At 55.0% G+C, this 16,607-nt stretch carries 14 protein-coding genes; 10 read left to right on the forward strand and 4 right to left on the reverse strand.

Annotated elements, in window-relative coordinates:
- Positions 1-55 precede the first annotated feature (55 nt).
- Complete coding sequence (locus tag VFA09_20210) at positions 56-1,102, reverse strand: LacI family DNA-binding transcriptional regulator (protein HZU69608.1); 1,047 nt, start codon at positions 1,100-1,102, stop codon at positions 56-58.
- 415 nt (positions 1,103-1,517) lie between these two features.
- Between VFA09_20210 and VFA09_20215 the strand changes: the two genes are divergently transcribed.
- The 7 genes from VFA09_20215 (at position 1,518) to VFA09_20245 (ending at position 9,072) form a co-directional block, all read left to right on the forward strand.
- Positions 1,518-2,513 carry a carbohydrate kinase gene (locus VFA09_20215; GenBank protein HZU69609.1) on the forward strand — a complete coding sequence of 332 codons (996 nt, stop codon included), beginning with the start codon at positions 1,518-1,520 and terminating at the stop codon, positions 2,511-2,513.
- Positions 2,514-2,767: 254 nt separating this feature from the next.
- Complete coding sequence (locus VFA09_20220) at positions 2,768-3,805, forward strand: ABC transporter substrate-binding protein (GenBank protein ID HZU69610.1); 1,038 nt, start codon at positions 2,768-2,770, stop codon at positions 3,803-3,805.
- Position 3,806: 1 nt separating this feature from the next.
- Complete coding sequence (locus tag VFA09_20225; GenBank protein HZU69611.1) at positions 3,807-5,342, forward strand: sugar ABC transporter ATP-binding protein; 1,536 nt, start codon at positions 3,807-3,809, stop codon at positions 5,340-5,342.
- Positions 5,343-5,363: 21 nt separating this feature from the next.
- Positions 5,364-6,389 (forward strand): ABC transporter permease, encoded by a 1,026-nt coding sequence (locus VFA09_20230; GenBank protein ID HZU69612.1) that lies wholly within the window; start codon positions 5,364-5,366, stop codon positions 6,387-6,389.
- 352 nt (positions 6,390-6,741) lie between these two features.
- Positions 6,742-8,073, forward strand: coding sequence for a glucose-1-phosphate adenylyltransferase (locus tag VFA09_20235; protein ID HZU69613.1), 1,332 nt, complete (start codon positions 6,742-6,744; stop codon positions 8,071-8,073).
- A gap of 15 nt (positions 8,074-8,088) precedes the next feature.
- Positions 8,089-8,412, forward strand: a complete 324-nt coding sequence (locus tag VFA09_20240) for an adenylate/guanylate cyclase domain-containing protein (GenBank protein HZU69614.1) — start codon at positions 8,089-8,091, stop codon at positions 8,410-8,412.
- A gap of 39 nt (positions 8,413-8,451) precedes the next feature.
- Positions 8,452-9,072 (forward strand): AAA family ATPase, encoded by a 621-nt coding sequence (locus tag VFA09_20245; protein HZU69615.1) that lies wholly within the window; start codon positions 8,452-8,454, stop codon positions 9,070-9,072.
- On the opposite strand, the gene VFA09_20250 is transcribed toward VFA09_20245, so the two are convergent.
- Complete coding sequence (locus tag VFA09_20250; GenBank protein ID HZU69616.1) at positions 9,059-9,814, reverse strand: DeoR/GlpR family DNA-binding transcription regulator; 756 nt, start codon at positions 9,812-9,814, stop codon at positions 9,059-9,061. The two genes, VFA09_20245 and VFA09_20250, sit on opposite strands and share 14 nt — an antisense overlap.
- A gap of 246 nt (positions 9,815-10,060) precedes the next feature.
- Here VFA09_20250 and VFA09_20255 point away from each other — a divergent pair, with 246 nt between their 5' ends.
- Positions 10,061-10,255: a hypothetical protein gene (locus tag VFA09_20255; GenBank protein ID HZU69617.1), complete on the forward strand. Its 195-nt coding sequence runs from the start codon at positions 10,061-10,063 to the stop codon at positions 10,253-10,255.
- A 31-nt stretch (positions 10,256-10,286) separates the two neighbouring features.
- Here VFA09_20255 and VFA09_20260 read toward each other — a convergent pair whose 3' ends face one another.
- Together VFA09_20260 and VFA09_20265 are read right to left on the reverse strand one after the other, a co-directional pair.
- Positions 10,287-11,765, reverse strand: coding sequence for a glycogen/starch synthase (locus VFA09_20260; GenBank protein HZU69618.1), 1,479 nt, complete (start codon positions 11,763-11,765; stop codon positions 10,287-10,289).
- 1 nt (position 11,766) lies between these two features.
- Positions 11,767-14,175, reverse strand: a complete 2,409-nt coding sequence (locus tag VFA09_20265) for an AAA family ATPase (GenBank protein HZU69619.1) — start codon at positions 14,173-14,175, stop codon at positions 11,767-11,769.
- Positions 14,176-14,450: 275 nt separating this feature from the next.
- Here VFA09_20265 and VFA09_20270 point away from each other — a divergent pair, with 275 nt between their 5' ends.
- Positions 14,451-15,251 (forward strand): methyltransferase domain-containing protein, encoded by an 801-nt coding sequence (locus VFA09_20270; GenBank protein ID HZU69620.1) that lies wholly within the window; start codon positions 14,451-14,453, stop codon positions 15,249-15,251.
- Between the two features lie 351 nt (positions 15,252-15,602).
- On the forward strand, positions 15,603-16,430 hold the full coding sequence (locus VFA09_20275; GenBank protein HZU69621.1) for a hypothetical protein: 828 nt from the start codon (positions 15,603-15,605) through the stop codon (positions 16,428-16,430).
- Positions 16,431-16,607: the final 177 nt, after the last annotated feature.

The following is a 16,607-nucleotide window of genomic DNA, read 5'->3' on the forward strand; positions in this document are numbered from 1 at the left end:
GGGGCATGTCATTCTGAGCGCAGCGAAGAATCCATGCAGAATGACATAGGGCATGTCATTCTGAGCGCAGCGAAGAATCCATGCCAACTTTTGGGGAATCAGCAGGATTATTGTGGTGGGGAACGCTTGAACCGCGCACGACCAACTGACCTTTGAGGATCACCTGGCGGGTTGGACGGTCGGGGTCGGTGATGCGCTGGATGAGGAGTTCAGCGGCGGTTTTGCCGATCTCGTAAGTTGGCTGGGCGATGAGGGTAATGGCGGGTTGGACGAGCGAGGCCCAGGTGGTCTCGTCAAAGGTGACCAGGGCGATATCGTCAGGGATGGTAACATTGCACTCGCGTATGGCTCGTAAAGCGCCTTCGGCAATCATGCTATTGACGGTGAAGAGAGCATCGGGAGGTTCGGCAAGGTCGAGCATCTTCAACGTTGCCGCGTACCCTGCATCGGCTCTGGGTGGAATATAGCGCATATATTCGGAGCGGAGAGAGAGACCATGGGCGCGCAATGCTTTTTCGTATCCTAGCTGCCGCTCCAGGCCGGTACTCATTTCACTGCATAGGGCGGCGATGCGCCTGTAACCCTGCTCGATAAGATGAGTAACGAGGCGATAGGCCGCGTCTACATTGTCAAGCAGCACCACATCGACATCAACATTGAAGATAGAGCGGTCAATTACGGCTATAGGAAATGGAAGATTGGAGTCTGTAAAGCTGGCGATGGTCTGACGGGTAGGCGACATGATGGCCCCTGCGACGCTCGTGTCGCGCATCAGGTTCAGGTAGATTGCTTCCTTCTGTGGATTCTCATCTGTGTTGCAGAGTACGACGCTAAAACCCTGTTCATAGGCGGTATCCTCAACCGCGCGGCTGATGGCGGTAAAGAACGGATTGCTGATATCGGAGACGATGAGGCCAATAGTGTTAGACTGCTGCGAGCGCAAGCTGCGAGCCACCAGGTTGGGTCGATATCCTAAACGTTCTACCGCGGCCATTACACGCTCGCGTACTTCAGGTCGAACGTGCAGACCATTGGAGAGTACGCGGGAAACTGTGGCTGTCGAGACACCGGCAGCCTGCGCGACATCTTTGATGCTAGCCATATGAACAAGTTACCTCCTGATAATGCATCTATTGCTTAAGCATGAAAGCAGAGATTTTTACTCCTTCTCATGAGCTTTTCTTTTCTCCCTTTTCCCGGTTCAGAATAAATTGGGCTGGAAACAACCTTTTGAGCAAATTTTTGTAAACGATTTACTACATTATAACATGTTTCTGTCCAAAAGTGTGTATTTTTCAGTGCTGCTTTCCCGAGCGGGCGGCATATTGTCTTTTCTGGAAACAAGTTTGACCAAATTATCGAATCTGTCATCTTTTCGCCCAAAAAGCCTTGACAAAATTCTTGTAATCGTTTACAATTTGAACATCAAGCAATTTCTTCTCTGGCAGTAGTTACAATAGCGGGGCGAAATACTGACGAAGAGGCAACAGAAGCCCCGAAACTGGCGAGGTGGCCGTATGAAACATATCATTAACCTTGGTGAAGCGCTTATCGATATCATTCCGAGTTCACCAATCCGGTTAGGTGGGGCCTGCTATACTCCTCATGCCGGTGGGGCGATAGCGAATGCTGCTGTAGCCATTGCGCGCCTTGGGGGTTCCTCTCGCTTCATTGGGGGAATTGCGGAGGACAGGTTTGGCCGGTTACTGCTACAGGCGCTTGTCGAAAATTCCGTAGATATCCGCTATGTGCAATTCATCGAGCGGGCACCTACGGCGGTTGCTCTGGTAACGCTGCTTGATGACGGCCAGAGACGCTTTATGTTTTTTCGCGAGGGCACTGCCGATAGCCTGTTACGGGTTGAAGAACTGAACTGGTCGGCGTGGCAAGATACGGCTATCTGTCACACGGGTGGCGTTTTACTTTCCGGCGGGCCGGCGCGAGTAGCGACCCTGGCGGCCATGGAACATACGCGGCGTGTTGGCGCAATCGTATCGTTCGATGTCAATGTCCGCGAATCATTGTGGGATGAGCCATCTACCATACAAGAGATTCTGGCTAAAGCCGTAGAGCGCGCCGACATTCTTAAGCTCAGCGTCGACGAGGCGCATTTCTTGAGCGATCAGGTAACAGCGCCTGCCAATCCTCCTGATAGTGGCTGGTTGACCTCGCTGGGAGAAACGCTTTTAGAGAGAGGTCCGCGGCTCGTCATCATCACGCTTGGTGCGAATGGCGCGCTGCTGATGACGGCCAGCCGGCAAGTAGAGATTCGCCCTTTGCCGGTTCGTCCCGTTGACACAACCGGGGCGGGTGATGCATTTATCGGGGCAGTATTATACATGCTGGTTCAGCAAGGCTGCTCCACCCCCTCGGATCTTCAGGTTCTGTCAGAACAGGAACTGAGTACCATCGGCAATTTCGCGAACGCGGTAGCAGGTATCAGCGTCACCCGTTATGGCGGTATTGCTTCGTTCCCTTATTTACATGAAGTCAGCGGGTTTTCGAATATCTGAAAACCCTATCCTCGTAGTGTTCCTCCTGTATTGCGTCTCGTATGGCTATCTTGTGTAGCACGCGGATTTCTATCATTGAGTCTTTGTATGTAGGCTTCGTAGGTATGTCTACTTGTAGACTTTGACCACTTGCATGTAGCAATTGTGGCGCAAGTCCCTTGTGTACCAGCCGGTCAACACGAACTAGCGCAGGATGCGACTTTCAGCGGCGGCCGGCTTCATTCCTACAACTTGAGAAAAGGAGTAAGAAAGGTATGTCCAGATTCTTCAGAACCCCCTTTACACTTTCAACTGTTGCGGCGATTGCGCTCGTCACCCTCATTATCGGTGTGCTGATCGCTCGCCTGTTTGTCCCCACCTCGACGCGCGCAAACGGGAACGCTCCAGCTTCGGGCAAGCGCATCGATGTGATTGTCAAAGCGACCGACTCGCAGTTCTGGCAGGCGATGCTCGCAGGCGCTCAGGCGGCGGGGAAAGACTGGGGTGTTCAGGTTGGCCTCTTTGGGGCTACATCGGAGGCAGATGTTTCCGACCAGGTAAGCCTGGTTGAAAACTCTCTCTCTCGCAATGTTGATGCTATTGTGCTTGCCGCCTCATCCTCACAGGCGTTGGATGGCGTGATTGATCGAGCGCGCGCGCAGGGCATCAAAGTGATTACTGTTGATACGAAGGTGACCACGACGAGTGACGGCTTTATTGGCACCGATAATACGAAGGCGGGTGCAGCGGCAGCTGATCGGCTGGGAGAACTCTTGCAGAAGAAAGGCATCACGACGGGTGGCATCCTGATCGAGTCTTCGGTTGCGGGCGTACAGACCATCGTTGACCGCGACTCGGGCTTCACGACCGAACTTGCGGCACGCTTTCCTGGCTTAAAGATCATCGCTCATCGCTATAACAACAACGATACGCCTACGGCACTCTCACAGGTGAATGATGCCATCTCCGCCAATTCCAACCTGGTTGGAATCTACGCCGACAATAACGTCTCAGGTGACGGTGTAGCCCAATCCTTGCAGGAAAACAATGCGCAGAATCGTATCGTCGCGGTTGGCTTCGATTCAGACCCACAGGAGATCAACGCGATCAAAGCTGGCACACTGCAAGCCATTGTGGTACAAAACCCGTACTTCTTTGGCTACCAGGGCGTGGTTGAGGCCGTGATGAGCGCGGAGGGAAGATTTGCCCCACCTAGCCTGGACCCAGGAGCGGTACTGGTCGATTCAAGCAATATGAACACGCCGGCAGTACAGAAGCTGTTGAATCCTCCGACTACGAAAGGGGGAGCATAAGATGACGACCTCGACGTCCGCGACACCGGTAACGCCGCTGGTTCAGCTCAAACACATCACAAAATCCTTCGGTCCGGTGCAGGTATTGAAAGATGTCTCGCTTGAGATGTTTCGCGGTGAAGTTCTTTGCCTGGCAGGTGAAAATGGCGCAGGCAAGTCAACTTTGATCAAAATTCTGACGGGCGCCGTGGTTCGCGATGCGGGTGAATATCTCATCGATGGACAGGAGGTGGGTTCTCCCAGCCCTGCCCAGGCACGGGCGCTCGGGGTGGGCGTTGTCTACCAGGAGTTGAGCCTGCTGCCGGATGTTTCGGTCGAAGAAAACCTGCTGATGGGGCATCTGCCCTCCACGCGTGGGGTTGTCAAGAAACGGGAACTACGCGCGCGTGCCGTCCAGATGTTGGAGCGCGTAGGCTTGAACCGCATCGACCCTGGTATGCTGGTTTCAGAATTGCCCGTGGCGACGCGCCAGATGGTGGAGATTGCCAGGGTGCTGGGAGCGAATGCGCGTATCGTGATCTTCGACGAGCCTACAACTGCTCTTTCAGAAGAGGACGCGCAGCATCTTTTACGACTGATTCAACGGCTCAAGACGGAAGAGGGTATAGCAGTGCTGTACGTGACACACCGGCTGGAAGAAATCTTCGAGATTGGTGATCGCATCACCGTCTTGCGCGATGGCCAGCTGATCACGACGGCTCCTACTGGCGAGTTTACGCATGATACATTGATTCGCTCGATGGTCGGGCGCCAGATCGAGGCGCTTTACCCGAAGCGCGAACAAAAGCAATTTGGCAGGACGCTGTTATCTGTCCAGGGGTTGCGTTTGAAAGGCAGTCCCTACGCCATCAATCTGGAAGTGCGCGCGGGTGAGATTGTGGGACTTGGGGGACTGGTGGGAGCGGGCCGAACAGAGACGGTGCGCGCCATTTTCGGGGCTGATGCTATCGATGCTGGCAAAATATTCGTTGATGGCAAACCGCTGCCTCCAGGGTCTCCGGCCCAGGCAGTAAAGGCAGGTCTGGGATTGCTGACAGAAGATCGCAAGGAGCTAGGGATACTGGCGGATCTCTCGCTGCGGGAGAACGTGACCATCGCGAACATGTCCGCGGTCTCCCGCCTGGGGGTTGTCTCCCATAAAGAAGAGCTTTCCCTGTTCAACCAGCTGGTGCCGCGCCTGCGCCTGAAGTACCATACGAGCGAGCAGCCCATCTCATCGCTCTCAGGTGGGAACCAGCAGAAAGTTTTGCTGAGCCGCTGGCTGGCGACAAACGCGAAGGTTCTGCTGCTCGATGAACCGACAAAGGGCGTCGATGTAGGAGCCAAAGCGGACATTTACACCATTATCGGTGATCTGGCGGCTAAGGGCATGGGCATCGTGATCGTCTCATCATACTTGCCGGAATTGCTTGGCATCTGCGACCGTGTGGTAATCCTGCACGACTTTGGAGTCACCGGCGAGCTACCAATTGAACAGGCGACGGAAGAAGAGGTACTGCGCCTGGCGAGTAGCACGCCCGTTGCAGTGAATGCATAACGAATAGAAAGGATATTACTCATGGCAACAACTTCCAGTACTCCACAACCATCGCAGCAGGCTGCGATAACACAGCAGGCGGTGGAAGAACAGCGAACGCCTATCAGTCTAGGGCGTGAAAGCGGCGGCATCCTGGTTCTTTTGATCTTCGTAGCCGCGCTGATACTGTCGACGAATGACTTTTTGACGCTTACAAATCTGGACAACCTGGTGCGACAGGTGGCCGTATTCGCTATCCTTTCGGTAGGACAGCTGTTCGTGATATTGACCGGTGGTATCGATCTATCAGTTGGTTCGATCCTGGGTCTAAGCGGAGGAGTAACGGCCCTGTTGCTCGCCAACGGTACTTCTGTCCCGGTGGCTATCCTGGTCGGATTGCTGGTGGGGCTGGTCCTTGGGCTGATCAATGGATTGCTGGTAGCGCGGCTCAAGCTTCCTCCATTCATCGCCACGCTTGGCATGCTTGGAGTTGCGCGAGGGCTGGTGCTGCTGTGGACAGACGCTAAAACAATCGCGCCCCTGCCCGATGCCTTCAATATCATTGCTAACGGCTACGTACTCGGTTTGCCCAGCCTGTTCTGGATCCTCATCATTGTAGCGCTCATAGCGGCCTTCATACTTGGGCGAACGATCTTTGGTCGCTACGTCTATGCTGTGGGCTCAAACGCGGAATCGGCACGTCTCTCGGGCGTTCCGGTGAACTCCGTGCTGATCGCAGTCTACTGTATCAGTGGTTTGCTGGCCGGATTTGCCGGTATCCTGACCACGTCGCGACTGGGAGCGGGTATTCCTACTGCTGGAACCGGATACGAGTTACAGGCGATTGCTGGCGCGGTTATCGGCGGAGCGAGCCTGTCAGGAGCTAAGGGGCGCGTCATCGGCGCGGTGCTGGGCGCATTGATTATGGGCCTGCTTGCCAATGGCGGCAACCTGCTGGCTATCGATCCGTTCTACCTGCAAATCGCGATTGGCTTGCTGATCATCCTGGCTGTGTACTTTGACCATTTACAGGGGCGCACGCTGAATTTGTTCCGGCGCGCGGCATGAGAGATCCGGGCATGTCATTGTGAGTGCGGCGAAGAATCCTGGTCTCCCCGGGGACAGATTCTTCGCTTCGCTCAGAATGACATGGCTGGCTCACAATGACATAGCTGGTGCGCGGCATGAGACCTGGCCAGAGGGTGATGATGGATTTGAACGAAATAGTCCGGCAAGGGACACGGAGGCCGATAAATCGGCGCTGTGTACGGTATGCCTGTCCCCCAGACAGGACTGCCCGGCCCCTACGGCGGAGCCGTGGGGCTGGTCTAATGGCGGTGAGCGGCATGAGATATAATAAACTGTACGCCTCAGCGATGAGCGGGGTATGGTTCCCCATCAAGAAAGGATGTGTTGAGCTATGAGTAAGGTGCTGGCGATTATCCTGGCCGGGGGTCAGGGTGAGCGATTGAGTTTGCTCTCACAAAAGCGTGCCAAGCCCGCGGTTCCTTTTGCCGGTAAGTATCGCATCATTGATTTTGCCCTGAGTAACTGTGTTAACTCCGAGATTACAGATGTGGGTGTGTTGACACAGTATCGCCCGCACTCGCTGCACGATCACATCGGCATCGGCAAACCATGGGACCTGGATCGCCAGAAAGGTGGGATTCACCTGCTCCAGCCGTATGTGGGCCGGAAGGAATCAGATTGGTACTCAGGCACCGCCGACGCTGTCTACCAGAACCTGAGTTTTATTCTGGAATCGCGCTGCGACTATGTGCTTATCCTGGCCGGCGACCATATCTATCGTATGGACTACAGGCCAATGATCGCGTTTCACCAGCAGCACCGGGCTGATGTTACACTGGGGGCGGTGGTTGTGCCACTGGAGGAGGGCCATCGCTTCGGCATTCTGGAAACAGATGCCGAGGGGCGAGTCGCTTCCTTCGAGGAAAAACCGCGCTCGCCGCGAGGCACCCTTGGCTCGATGGGAATTTATGTATTTGATCGCGATACGCTGATTCGTGTGCTGATTGAGGATGCGCGCGCTGGCGAGAGCGGCATTCCTACCAGGCATGATTTTGGTCGCAACATTATTCCTACGATGGTGGAACACAAGGAGCGTGTCTTTGCCTATCCTTTCACTGGATACTGGCAGGATGTGGGGACGATCCATTCCTATTGGGAGGCGCATATGAAACTGCTCGATGATCCACCATCCTTCGACCTCTATGATCCCTCTTGGGTCATACATACGCGCAGTGAAGAGCGGCCTCCTGCCCACGTATACGGCGGGGCGCAGATCATTGGAAGCCTGATTTCGCATGGCTGCATTATTAAGGGGCATGTCGAGGGCAGCGTGCTTTCGCCGGGCGTGATTGTTGAGGAGGGCGCGGTTGTAAGAAACTCTATCTTGCTTTTTGATACGGTGGTGGGCGCAGGCAGCATGGTTGATCATACGATCACGGATAAAGAGGTCATCATAGGCAAGCAGTGTCAGATTGGCACCGGTGATGATATGACGCCAAACAAGCTGGAACCGGACCTGTTAAACAGCGGTATCACGCTCATCGGCAAGCGGACGCGCCTGCCGGATCATCTGAAAGTGGGACGTAATTGCAAGATCGGAACCGACCTGCGGCCAGAAGATTTTGTTTCCGATACTGTGCCCAGCGGCGAGACAATCGAAGATCGCCGCTTCGCGCACGGTTGGGAGCGGGAGATGGCACGCCGGGTATCGGCTACAGCATGAATGCAAGGCAGAGCTATGCAGAATTTGCCAACCGGTACGGTAACGCTGCTGTTCACTGATATTGAGGGGTCCACACGCCTGCTCACACAGCTCGGGAATCGCTATGCCAGCGTGTTAGCTGAGTGTCGCCAGGTCCTGCGCGCAGTGTTTGAATACTGGAACGGGAATATCGTGGACACCCAGGGAGATGCCTTCTTCGTGGTCTTTGCGCGCGCCACCGATGCCATCTCAGCGGCCGTGGCAGCTCAACGCGCCCTGGCCTGCCACGCCTTTCCTGATGGTGTGGTGGTACAGGTTCGCATGGGTCTGCATACAGGAGAGCCAGAGCGAGTTACTTAGGGCTACGTTGGCCTGGATGTGCATCGCGCGGCTCGCTTAATGAGCGTTGGATATGGCGGACAGGTGCTGCTCTCCCAGGCAACCTGCTCACTGGTGGAGCAAGACCTGCCGGAGGGTGCATCCTTGCGTGATCTGGGGGAGCATCGCCTCAAGGGTCTCGGGCGTCCCTTGCACCTCTTCCAATTGGTGATCGATGGTCTACCCGCCAATTTTCCACCGCTGCGCACCCTGGGGAGTTTCCCAAATAACCTGCCTGTCCAACCAACAGCGTTTCTGGGACGTGAGCGCGAGGTAGGAGCTATCGGAGATCTGCTGCGCAGCGAGAACGTGCGCCTTGTGACACTGACCGGCCCGGGTGGGACGGGGAAAACTCGCCTCGCCTTGCAGGTGGCTGCAGATGTGGGTGAGATGTTCCCCGGTGGTGTGTTCTTGGTGAACCTGGCTCCCATCAGTGATCCTGCCCTGGTCGTGCCGACTATTGCTGAGACGCTGGCTATTCGAGAAGGTAGCGGACGGACGCTCCTGGAACGCCTCGTGGAGGAACTGCGAGAGCAGCAAGTGTTGCTCCTACTGGACAATTTCGAGCAGGTGGTGAGCGCGGTAGAGCAGGTGACAACCTTACCTGGTAATTGCAAAAACCATTTATTCATGCCCGGATGACGGTTATGCCTTGCGCGCGATAGGGCGCCAGCAGCTCATCGGGGACGGAACGCTCTGTGATGAGGTGTGTCAGATCGGTGAGCGGGCCGGCAATATAGGGGGCAGCGGTGCCTAATTTTTCGGCGACCGCTAAAGCCACTACCTCGGCGGCGCTGGCGATCATGGCACGTTTGACATAGGACTCTTCCAGGTTGAAGATGCTGATGCCGACATCGGGATGCAGGCCTCCTACTCCGAGGAAGCAGAGATCGGCCCGGATATTGCGATAGGCCTCGACCGTGGCAGCGCCGGAACCTACCAGTTGATGCTTGTCGAGCCTCCCTCCAATCATCACGACCTCGATCTCTGGATATTCCGCCAGAGCGAGGGCGATAGGCGGGCTATGGGTGATAACGGTGGCGCGCAGGTCGCGGGGCAGATGTTCGGCCACCTGTAGAGGGGTCGTGCCACCATCGAAGATAATCACCTGATCCTGGCGAATGAGTTTGACGGCTGCGAGCGCAATGGCTGTTTTGGCTCTGGCCGGCTGCTGCTGGCGTTCGGTGAAGCTGGCGGTTACAGGCGAGCGAGGCAGCGCGCCTCCATGGACACGTTGCAGCATACCCGCGGCGGCCAGTTCGCGCAGGTCGCGGCGAATAGTATCTTCTGAGACATGCAGAGTTTTGCTCAATTCGGTTGCATGCACCTTCCCATCACGTTGCAACAGCTGCATAATTGAACGTCGTCGTTCCGCGGTCAACATTGCGTTTTTTTCCTTGTAATTTCATGCTTGTCTTTGACATTACACGGATGCTTATGGTAACATCAATTTCGTGCAGTATATTGCACGAGAGTGCCAGTTGTCAACAAGCGACTGTTTTGATTGATTTTTAGTCCTCACCCTGGGAGAGGAAGGTCATTAGAGAGGTATGAGCGGTGCAGGCGAGATTCTTCGCTGCGCTCAGAATGACAGGCTCCGGGGGAAGATTATTAGAGAGAGGTAATAGCAATGAACGACGGTTTTCGACAGATCAAGATAGACCCGCCCTTGCCTTGCGTCTATCACGGTTGTGATAAGCAAGCAGGGGTTGCCATTGTTTACGAAGTTTCGGAGCGAGAATGGCGCATGGTTCCAACTTGCGAGCAGCATACTGTAGCCGTTCCCGGATGGAAGGAAGTACAGAGCGAGGTTACACATCGCTAGGTAGATTGGTGAACGAGGGGATCGTTTCGTTTCACATGGGAGGGAGACGCAGGACGCGCCGGTAGAGATCGCTATAGGCCCTGGCGCTGGATGACCAGCGTGAATCGTAGGCCATTGCGCGTTTGATGAGATTCGGCCAGAGGTCGCGTTGCGTGTAGAGCTGCAAGGCGCGGCGCAAGGCATCGAGCAATGCGGATGAAGTATAGGGTGTGAAGCTTATACCGTTTCCGGTGTGGGGATGAGCATTGAGGTCGGTAACTGTGTCGGCTAAACCGCCGGTTGCGTGGACAATAGGTAGTGTGCCATAGCGCAGGGCGATGAGCTGGCCCAGACCGCCGGGTTCGAAGGCGCTCGGCATGAGGAAGAAGTCGGAGCCGGCGTAAATGCGGTGGGACAGGGGGGCATCGAAGCCGATACGCGCACGAATATTGGCGGTGCTGGCCGCAAGTTCGCCAAATAAGCGCTCGTAACGCGGATGGCCGGTGCCAAGCACAACAAGCTGCAGGGGCATATTCCTTAGTTCAGCAGCAACATCAGCGATGAGATCAAAGCCTTTCTGATCTACCAGGCGACTGACGATGCCTATCAAGGGCAATTGTGGGTCATCTGGCAGACCGAATTCTTGCCGCAGCACTGTACGATTGCGGACTTTGGCAGATGGGGCTTCCAGTTCAGTATATTGGACAGCAATATCGCTGTCGGTCGCAGGATTCCAGGCGCGCCAATCGAGGCCGTTGGGGATGCCGGAGATGCGGGGATGGCGCTGAAAAAGGACTTCGTCGAGTCCCCAACCATGGTCGAGCGTCTGGATTTCGGCGGCATAGCGATGTGACACGGTGGTCACGACATCGGCATAGACTATGCCGGCTTTCATCCAGTTTACATCGCCCCAGAATTCCAGGCCATCCGGCAAGAACACGCTCGCGCGATCCAGACCGGCTTCATCGAGGATGGAGGCATCCCAGCGCCCTTGATATTGCAGATTATGGATGGTATAGACAATGCGGGTTGCGCCGGAACGCAAGAGGTAGCGATAAGAAGCGCGCAGGTAAGCGGCGCAAGGGGCGGTTTGCCAGTCGTTGAGGTGGATGATATCGGGGACAAAGCCGAGAGGGGGAAGCGCTTCGAGCAGGCCGCGACAGAATAGGAGAAAGCGACGCTGCTCGTCACGCTGATCCAGGCCGAGATAGATGCGGCGGTGCTGGCCAAAATACTCCCAATTATCGAGCAGGTAGACGATGACAGGGGAATCCGGTAGTTTTGTCTCCAAGATAGAGAAGACGCGGTTATATCCGGCCATGTAAAGCGTGCGCACGATGCCTGTGGGTTTGAGATTCCAATGATTGGGATCGATGCTGCCATAGCGAGGCAAAAAAATACGTACATCGTGGCCGAGTTCCGCCAATTCTTTTGGCAGGCTGCCTATCACATCGGCCACGCCGCCTTCCTTGGCAAATGGGACGGCCTCGGTAGCGACTATAAGAATCCTCAAGTGCGGGTTGTCTACCATGCTATTCCTCCCATAGCGCGGGCGCATTTCTGGTCTGCATCAAACGCTCGGCCAGGGCTGTGTTGCGTTGGGCCACGCGGTTATTCTTGACGGCTACCTCTAATGCGCGCGGCTGGCCGACGATGACACAGAGGCGTTTAGCGCGGGTGATGGCGGTATAGAGCAGGTTGCGTTGAAGGAGCATGTAGTGCTGGTTGACCAGCGGGAGTACAATGGCCGGATATTCGCTGCCCTGGCTCTTGTGGACGGTGACGGCATAGGCGAGCAGCAATTCGTCAAGTTCGTGAAATTCGTATTCGACCATCATGGGCCCGGCCTCTTCCAGGAACTCCACTTTGATGGTTGAATTTTCCTTGTCGATGCTGCGAATCCAGCCGACGTCGCCGTTAAAGACACCCTTGTCGTAGTTATTGCGCACCTGCATGACTTTGTCGCCGAGACGCAGGACGCGGCCACCCCATTCCAGTTCGACCGGGGCTTTGGGATTCAGGTGCGCCTGCAATTCTTCATTCAGGCTGGTGACGCCAAGCGGTCCGCGATACATGGGTGAAAGCACCTGAATATCGGACATGGGATTGAGGTGATAGTGAGTGGGAATGCGGCGCTGCACGAAGTCAAGCACAAGGTGCTGAGCGCGGATGGGGTCTTCTTCGGGTATGAAGAAGAAATCGCTCTGCGGCTCTCTTTTTAAGGATGGTACCTGCCCGGCATTGATGCGGTGGGCATTGACGACGATCTGGCTTCGCTGGGCCTGGCGAAAAAGGTCCGTTAAGCGTATGGTCGGTATCGCTTCGCTGCGCAAGAGGTCGCGCAGTACGTTGCCCGGGCCAACGGAGGGCAGTTGATCGGCATCGCCTACCAGCATCAGGTGCGCAGTGGGAGGCAGCGCCTTGAGCAGGTGATAGAAGAGCAGGATATCGACCATGGAGACTTCATCGACGATGACGAACTGGTAGGGCAGCGGATTTTCCTCGTTGCGCTGGTAGCTATTGTCATGTGGGGCATATTCGAGCAGGCGGTGCAGGGTCTTCGCCTGGAAGCCGACCGCGCCGGTAGCCTCGGTGAGTCGTTTGGCGGCACGCCCGGTGGGAGCTGCCAGGGCGACATCGACTTTACGCTTGCGCAAGACCATGAGCAGAGCGCGAATAGATGTGGATTTCCCGGTGCCGGGTCCGCCGGTGAGGATACTGACTTTCTTGTTGTAGGCCATCTGTACCGCCTCGCGCTGCTTTTCGGTCAGCACCATGTTGCGATTTTGCGCGAGGAAGTTGAAGACGGCTTCCCAATACTGCTGGCTGACGGGCGGGAGGTTGCTGTGTGTATGCAGCAGCCTTTGCAGGAGCCGCGCCGAGCCACTTTCGGCATGCCAGAATGGGCCGAAGTAGATACGGTTTTGTGGTTGCTGTTGTTCGAGTTCAGGCCAATCGATGGGTGGCGCATCATTGTCAGCGGGCGAGGGCCGATCAATCGGCGCTGGGCGCGATAAATCGGCCCCTACGGTGGAGACAATCGATTGGGGTGGGGATGCGACTGGTTGGATTTCGATGGGGGACGAGGTCGCAATAGGTTGCGTGGCGACAGGTAGGGGAGGTTCGATGAAGATATCGCGCTGGCCGCGGAGTTGCTCGAGGGCGGGTGGCAACATATCATAGGGGGCCTGCAAGATGTCACAGGCGCGGCGCATCAATTCGTTTTCGGGCAAGAAGCAGTGACCGTCCTCGTTGGCGGCCTGGGCAAGTACGTATGAGAGTCCGGTAGCAAGGCGAGGGACGCTATCGCGCGGCAGGCCGAGCTTTACGGCAATTTCGTCGGCGGTGCGAAAGCCGATGCCCATTACATCTTGCGCCAGTTGATAGGGATTCTCGCGAATGACTTTAATCGATTCCTGGCCGTACTGCTTATAGATGCGCGTCGCCAGGTTCATCGATACATCATGGGATTGCAGAAAGAGGTGCAGTTCTTTAATCTCGCTCTGTTCTCGCCAGGCATTGATAATCTGGTCGCGATCTTTGCCGCTAATGCCCTTGACTTCGGTCAAACGCTCCGGCTGCTGTTCGATGATGGCCAGCGTTTGCTCGCCAAAACGTTCGACGATCTTCTGTGCCTTCTTCGGTCCGATACCTTTGATCAGGCCGGAACTGAGGTAGCGCGTGATGCCTTCGACGGAGGCGGGCAGGCGCTGGGTGAAACTGATGACACGCAACTGGCGACCATATTTGGGGTCTTTTTCCCATTCTCCCTCGACGGAAAGGAGTTCGCCGACATGGACGCCGGGAAGCGTGCCGACAATAGTAGTAAGATCATCGCGAAAGAGGCGACCGCTATCGGCAGGCCGGAAACGCGCGACGGTGTAATGGTTGTCTTCATTGCGGAAGACGATGCTTTCGACGGAGCCTTCGAGTTTGAGCATGTGTCTTCGAATATTTTCTGTGAATGACTTGTGACCGGTTATGACAGTTGTTATCTTAACACAGTTGAGGCATGTGATGGTAGGGGATATACCATCATCCGCGCCAAAAAAGCTCTCCAGAGCGGGAAAACCAGCGGCATCTCATGGTTTTCCCGTTATATCTTTGTCGCGTTTGTAACAAAAGCAGTGAGAAGGACAGACAAAGGTCAGGGGTCTGGTTGAGCATGGTATATAATGGTAGCAAGATAACACAGAAAGGAATTCAAATACACAATATGACACATATCCCTCATTCAGATAGCGAGCAGCAGAAAGCACAGGTACAGGATTATTTTTCGCGCACGGCTGAGGGCTACGTTGCCAGCTTTTCGCACCGTGCTGGCGATGATTTGAAGCGGCTGGTTGAATTGGGAGAATGGCAAAAGGGCCAGCGGGCGCTGGATATTGCTACAGGAGGTGGGCATACGGCACTGGCTGTTGCGCCGCATGTGGCACAGGTGACGGTGACCGATTTGACGCCCCGTATGCTCGAAAAGGCGCGTGAGTTTTTGCTGAGTCAGGGCGTGACGAACGCGGTCTTCCAGGTGGCAGACGCTGAGGCGCTGCCATTTGAAGACGAAAGCTTTGATCGTGTGACCTGCCGCATCGCGCCGCATCACTTTCCGAATGTGGAACAATTTGTGCGGGAGGTGGCGCGCGTTTTAAAACGAGGAGGCATTTTCCTGCTGATCGACTGTATGGCACCATCCGAAGCGGAACTTGATGTGTTTGACAATACGGTCGAGAAATGGCGTGATCCCTCGCACGGGCGATCTTGCACGGTGGAGGAATGGCAGGCGTTCTTTCGAGAGGCAGGTTTACGCATCGAACATACGGAGTTTTTCCGCAAAGCCCATATGTATGATGATTGGACTACTCGTTCGCAAATGGTTGCCGGTGAGAAAGAAAGATTAGCAAGATACATCCTGGGAAGCAGCGAGCATATTCGTAGTTATTTTGAGGTACAAGAGGACCAGGATGGGCGACTGGTGAGTTTTACAAACGATTTCATCTTTCTTAAGGGGCGCAAAAGCTAAAGATGGTAGGGGCCAGATGATGGGGTTTACCAAATGATTGTAGAATCGAGGCGCGAGGCCGATCAATCGGCGGTGGGCACGATCAATCGCCCCTACCCTGTTCATCGGGCAGTTTGCCAGCCGGTGAAGCCCAAAGAATGGAGAGCCTGAAACAATTGTGGTACCCGTAACCGTTTAATAAACAGAAGCAACTGAGAACATAGTGAGGAATTTGAGACAATTTGTGAGGGACGGTTCCTTGACAAAGTTCAGCTGTATGCGTACAATATTCGTAACGGATGTTACCAGGTAATCTGCTGAAATGATTCAGAAGGATTGAGGGGCAACACTTCTGTTTGGAGGATAGAGCATATGGGCGATGCCCGATCATCAAATCTCTTGTTACCAGGATATTCAGGTCGTCTGTTGCATGGCGCACAAAGCGCGCTGCGCAATGCGCTGCGTCCAATGATCCATGCTCATTCGAGAACAATTTCTGAACTGTTGATACAGCTTGATGAAGCGACGACACCTGCACAATTGTCGAAGCTGGTGAATACGTTGCAGGTGCGTATCTTCAAGTTGCCCGCGCAAAAACAGCTTGTCCAGCGCAAGCGGGTCGTTGATATGCTTACTCTGCACGTGTTACATTCACCCACGGCTTCGCTACGTACAGAGGCGGCGGGCTGGCTGCGGATGTTTATACAGGCAAGCCTGATTTCACAACCGCAAGAGATCTTTGTGACGCTGGTTACAGCAGCAACTCGCGTTCCGGCCAATGGTAGCGATGAACAACTGCATGAGTTGCACGCGTATCTGAAGATGATTTTCGACTGCTTCTGGCCTTATCGCTTTCCATATCCCGCGTACTCGTGGGAAGATTTTCCTGATAACGAAGTGTTCTATCCTCTGGCTCCTCTTTTCACGCAAGGAAACGAGGAGACGCGCGATCTGCTGATCTCTCTCTTTAACGAGTTGCCGGCACTAAACGATGAGAAAATTGCAGAACACTTGCTTCCTGTGGCTCTGAGGTGGGCAAGTGACGGTGATACCGAACGAAGATGTAGGATCGCAAACATTCTCAGCAAGCTGAATGATCCAGCGGCGCAAAATGCCCTCACACAGCTCCAATATGACTCCAATCCTCTGGTGGCTAACAGCGCGCGGCGGGCGGCGGAGTGCATCCGGGTAGAAAATTAAATGCCTTCACCAATCCCGCGCTAAAAAAAAGAGGACAGGCATAAGGCACTGTCCCTACTTGCGAATCGATGAATCCTGCTGCACCAGGTGGTTCCCCATCGAGCGTGATTGTGACGATGAAGCGCGATCTTATCTGCCAACAATAGCTGCGCCCGATACTCATCGAATAAGTATTCA

Source organism: Ktedonobacteraceae bacterium (genome assembly GCA_035653615.1).
Taxonomy (GTDB): Bacteria; Chloroflexota; Ktedonobacteria; order Ktedonobacterales; family Ktedonobacteraceae; genus DASRBN01.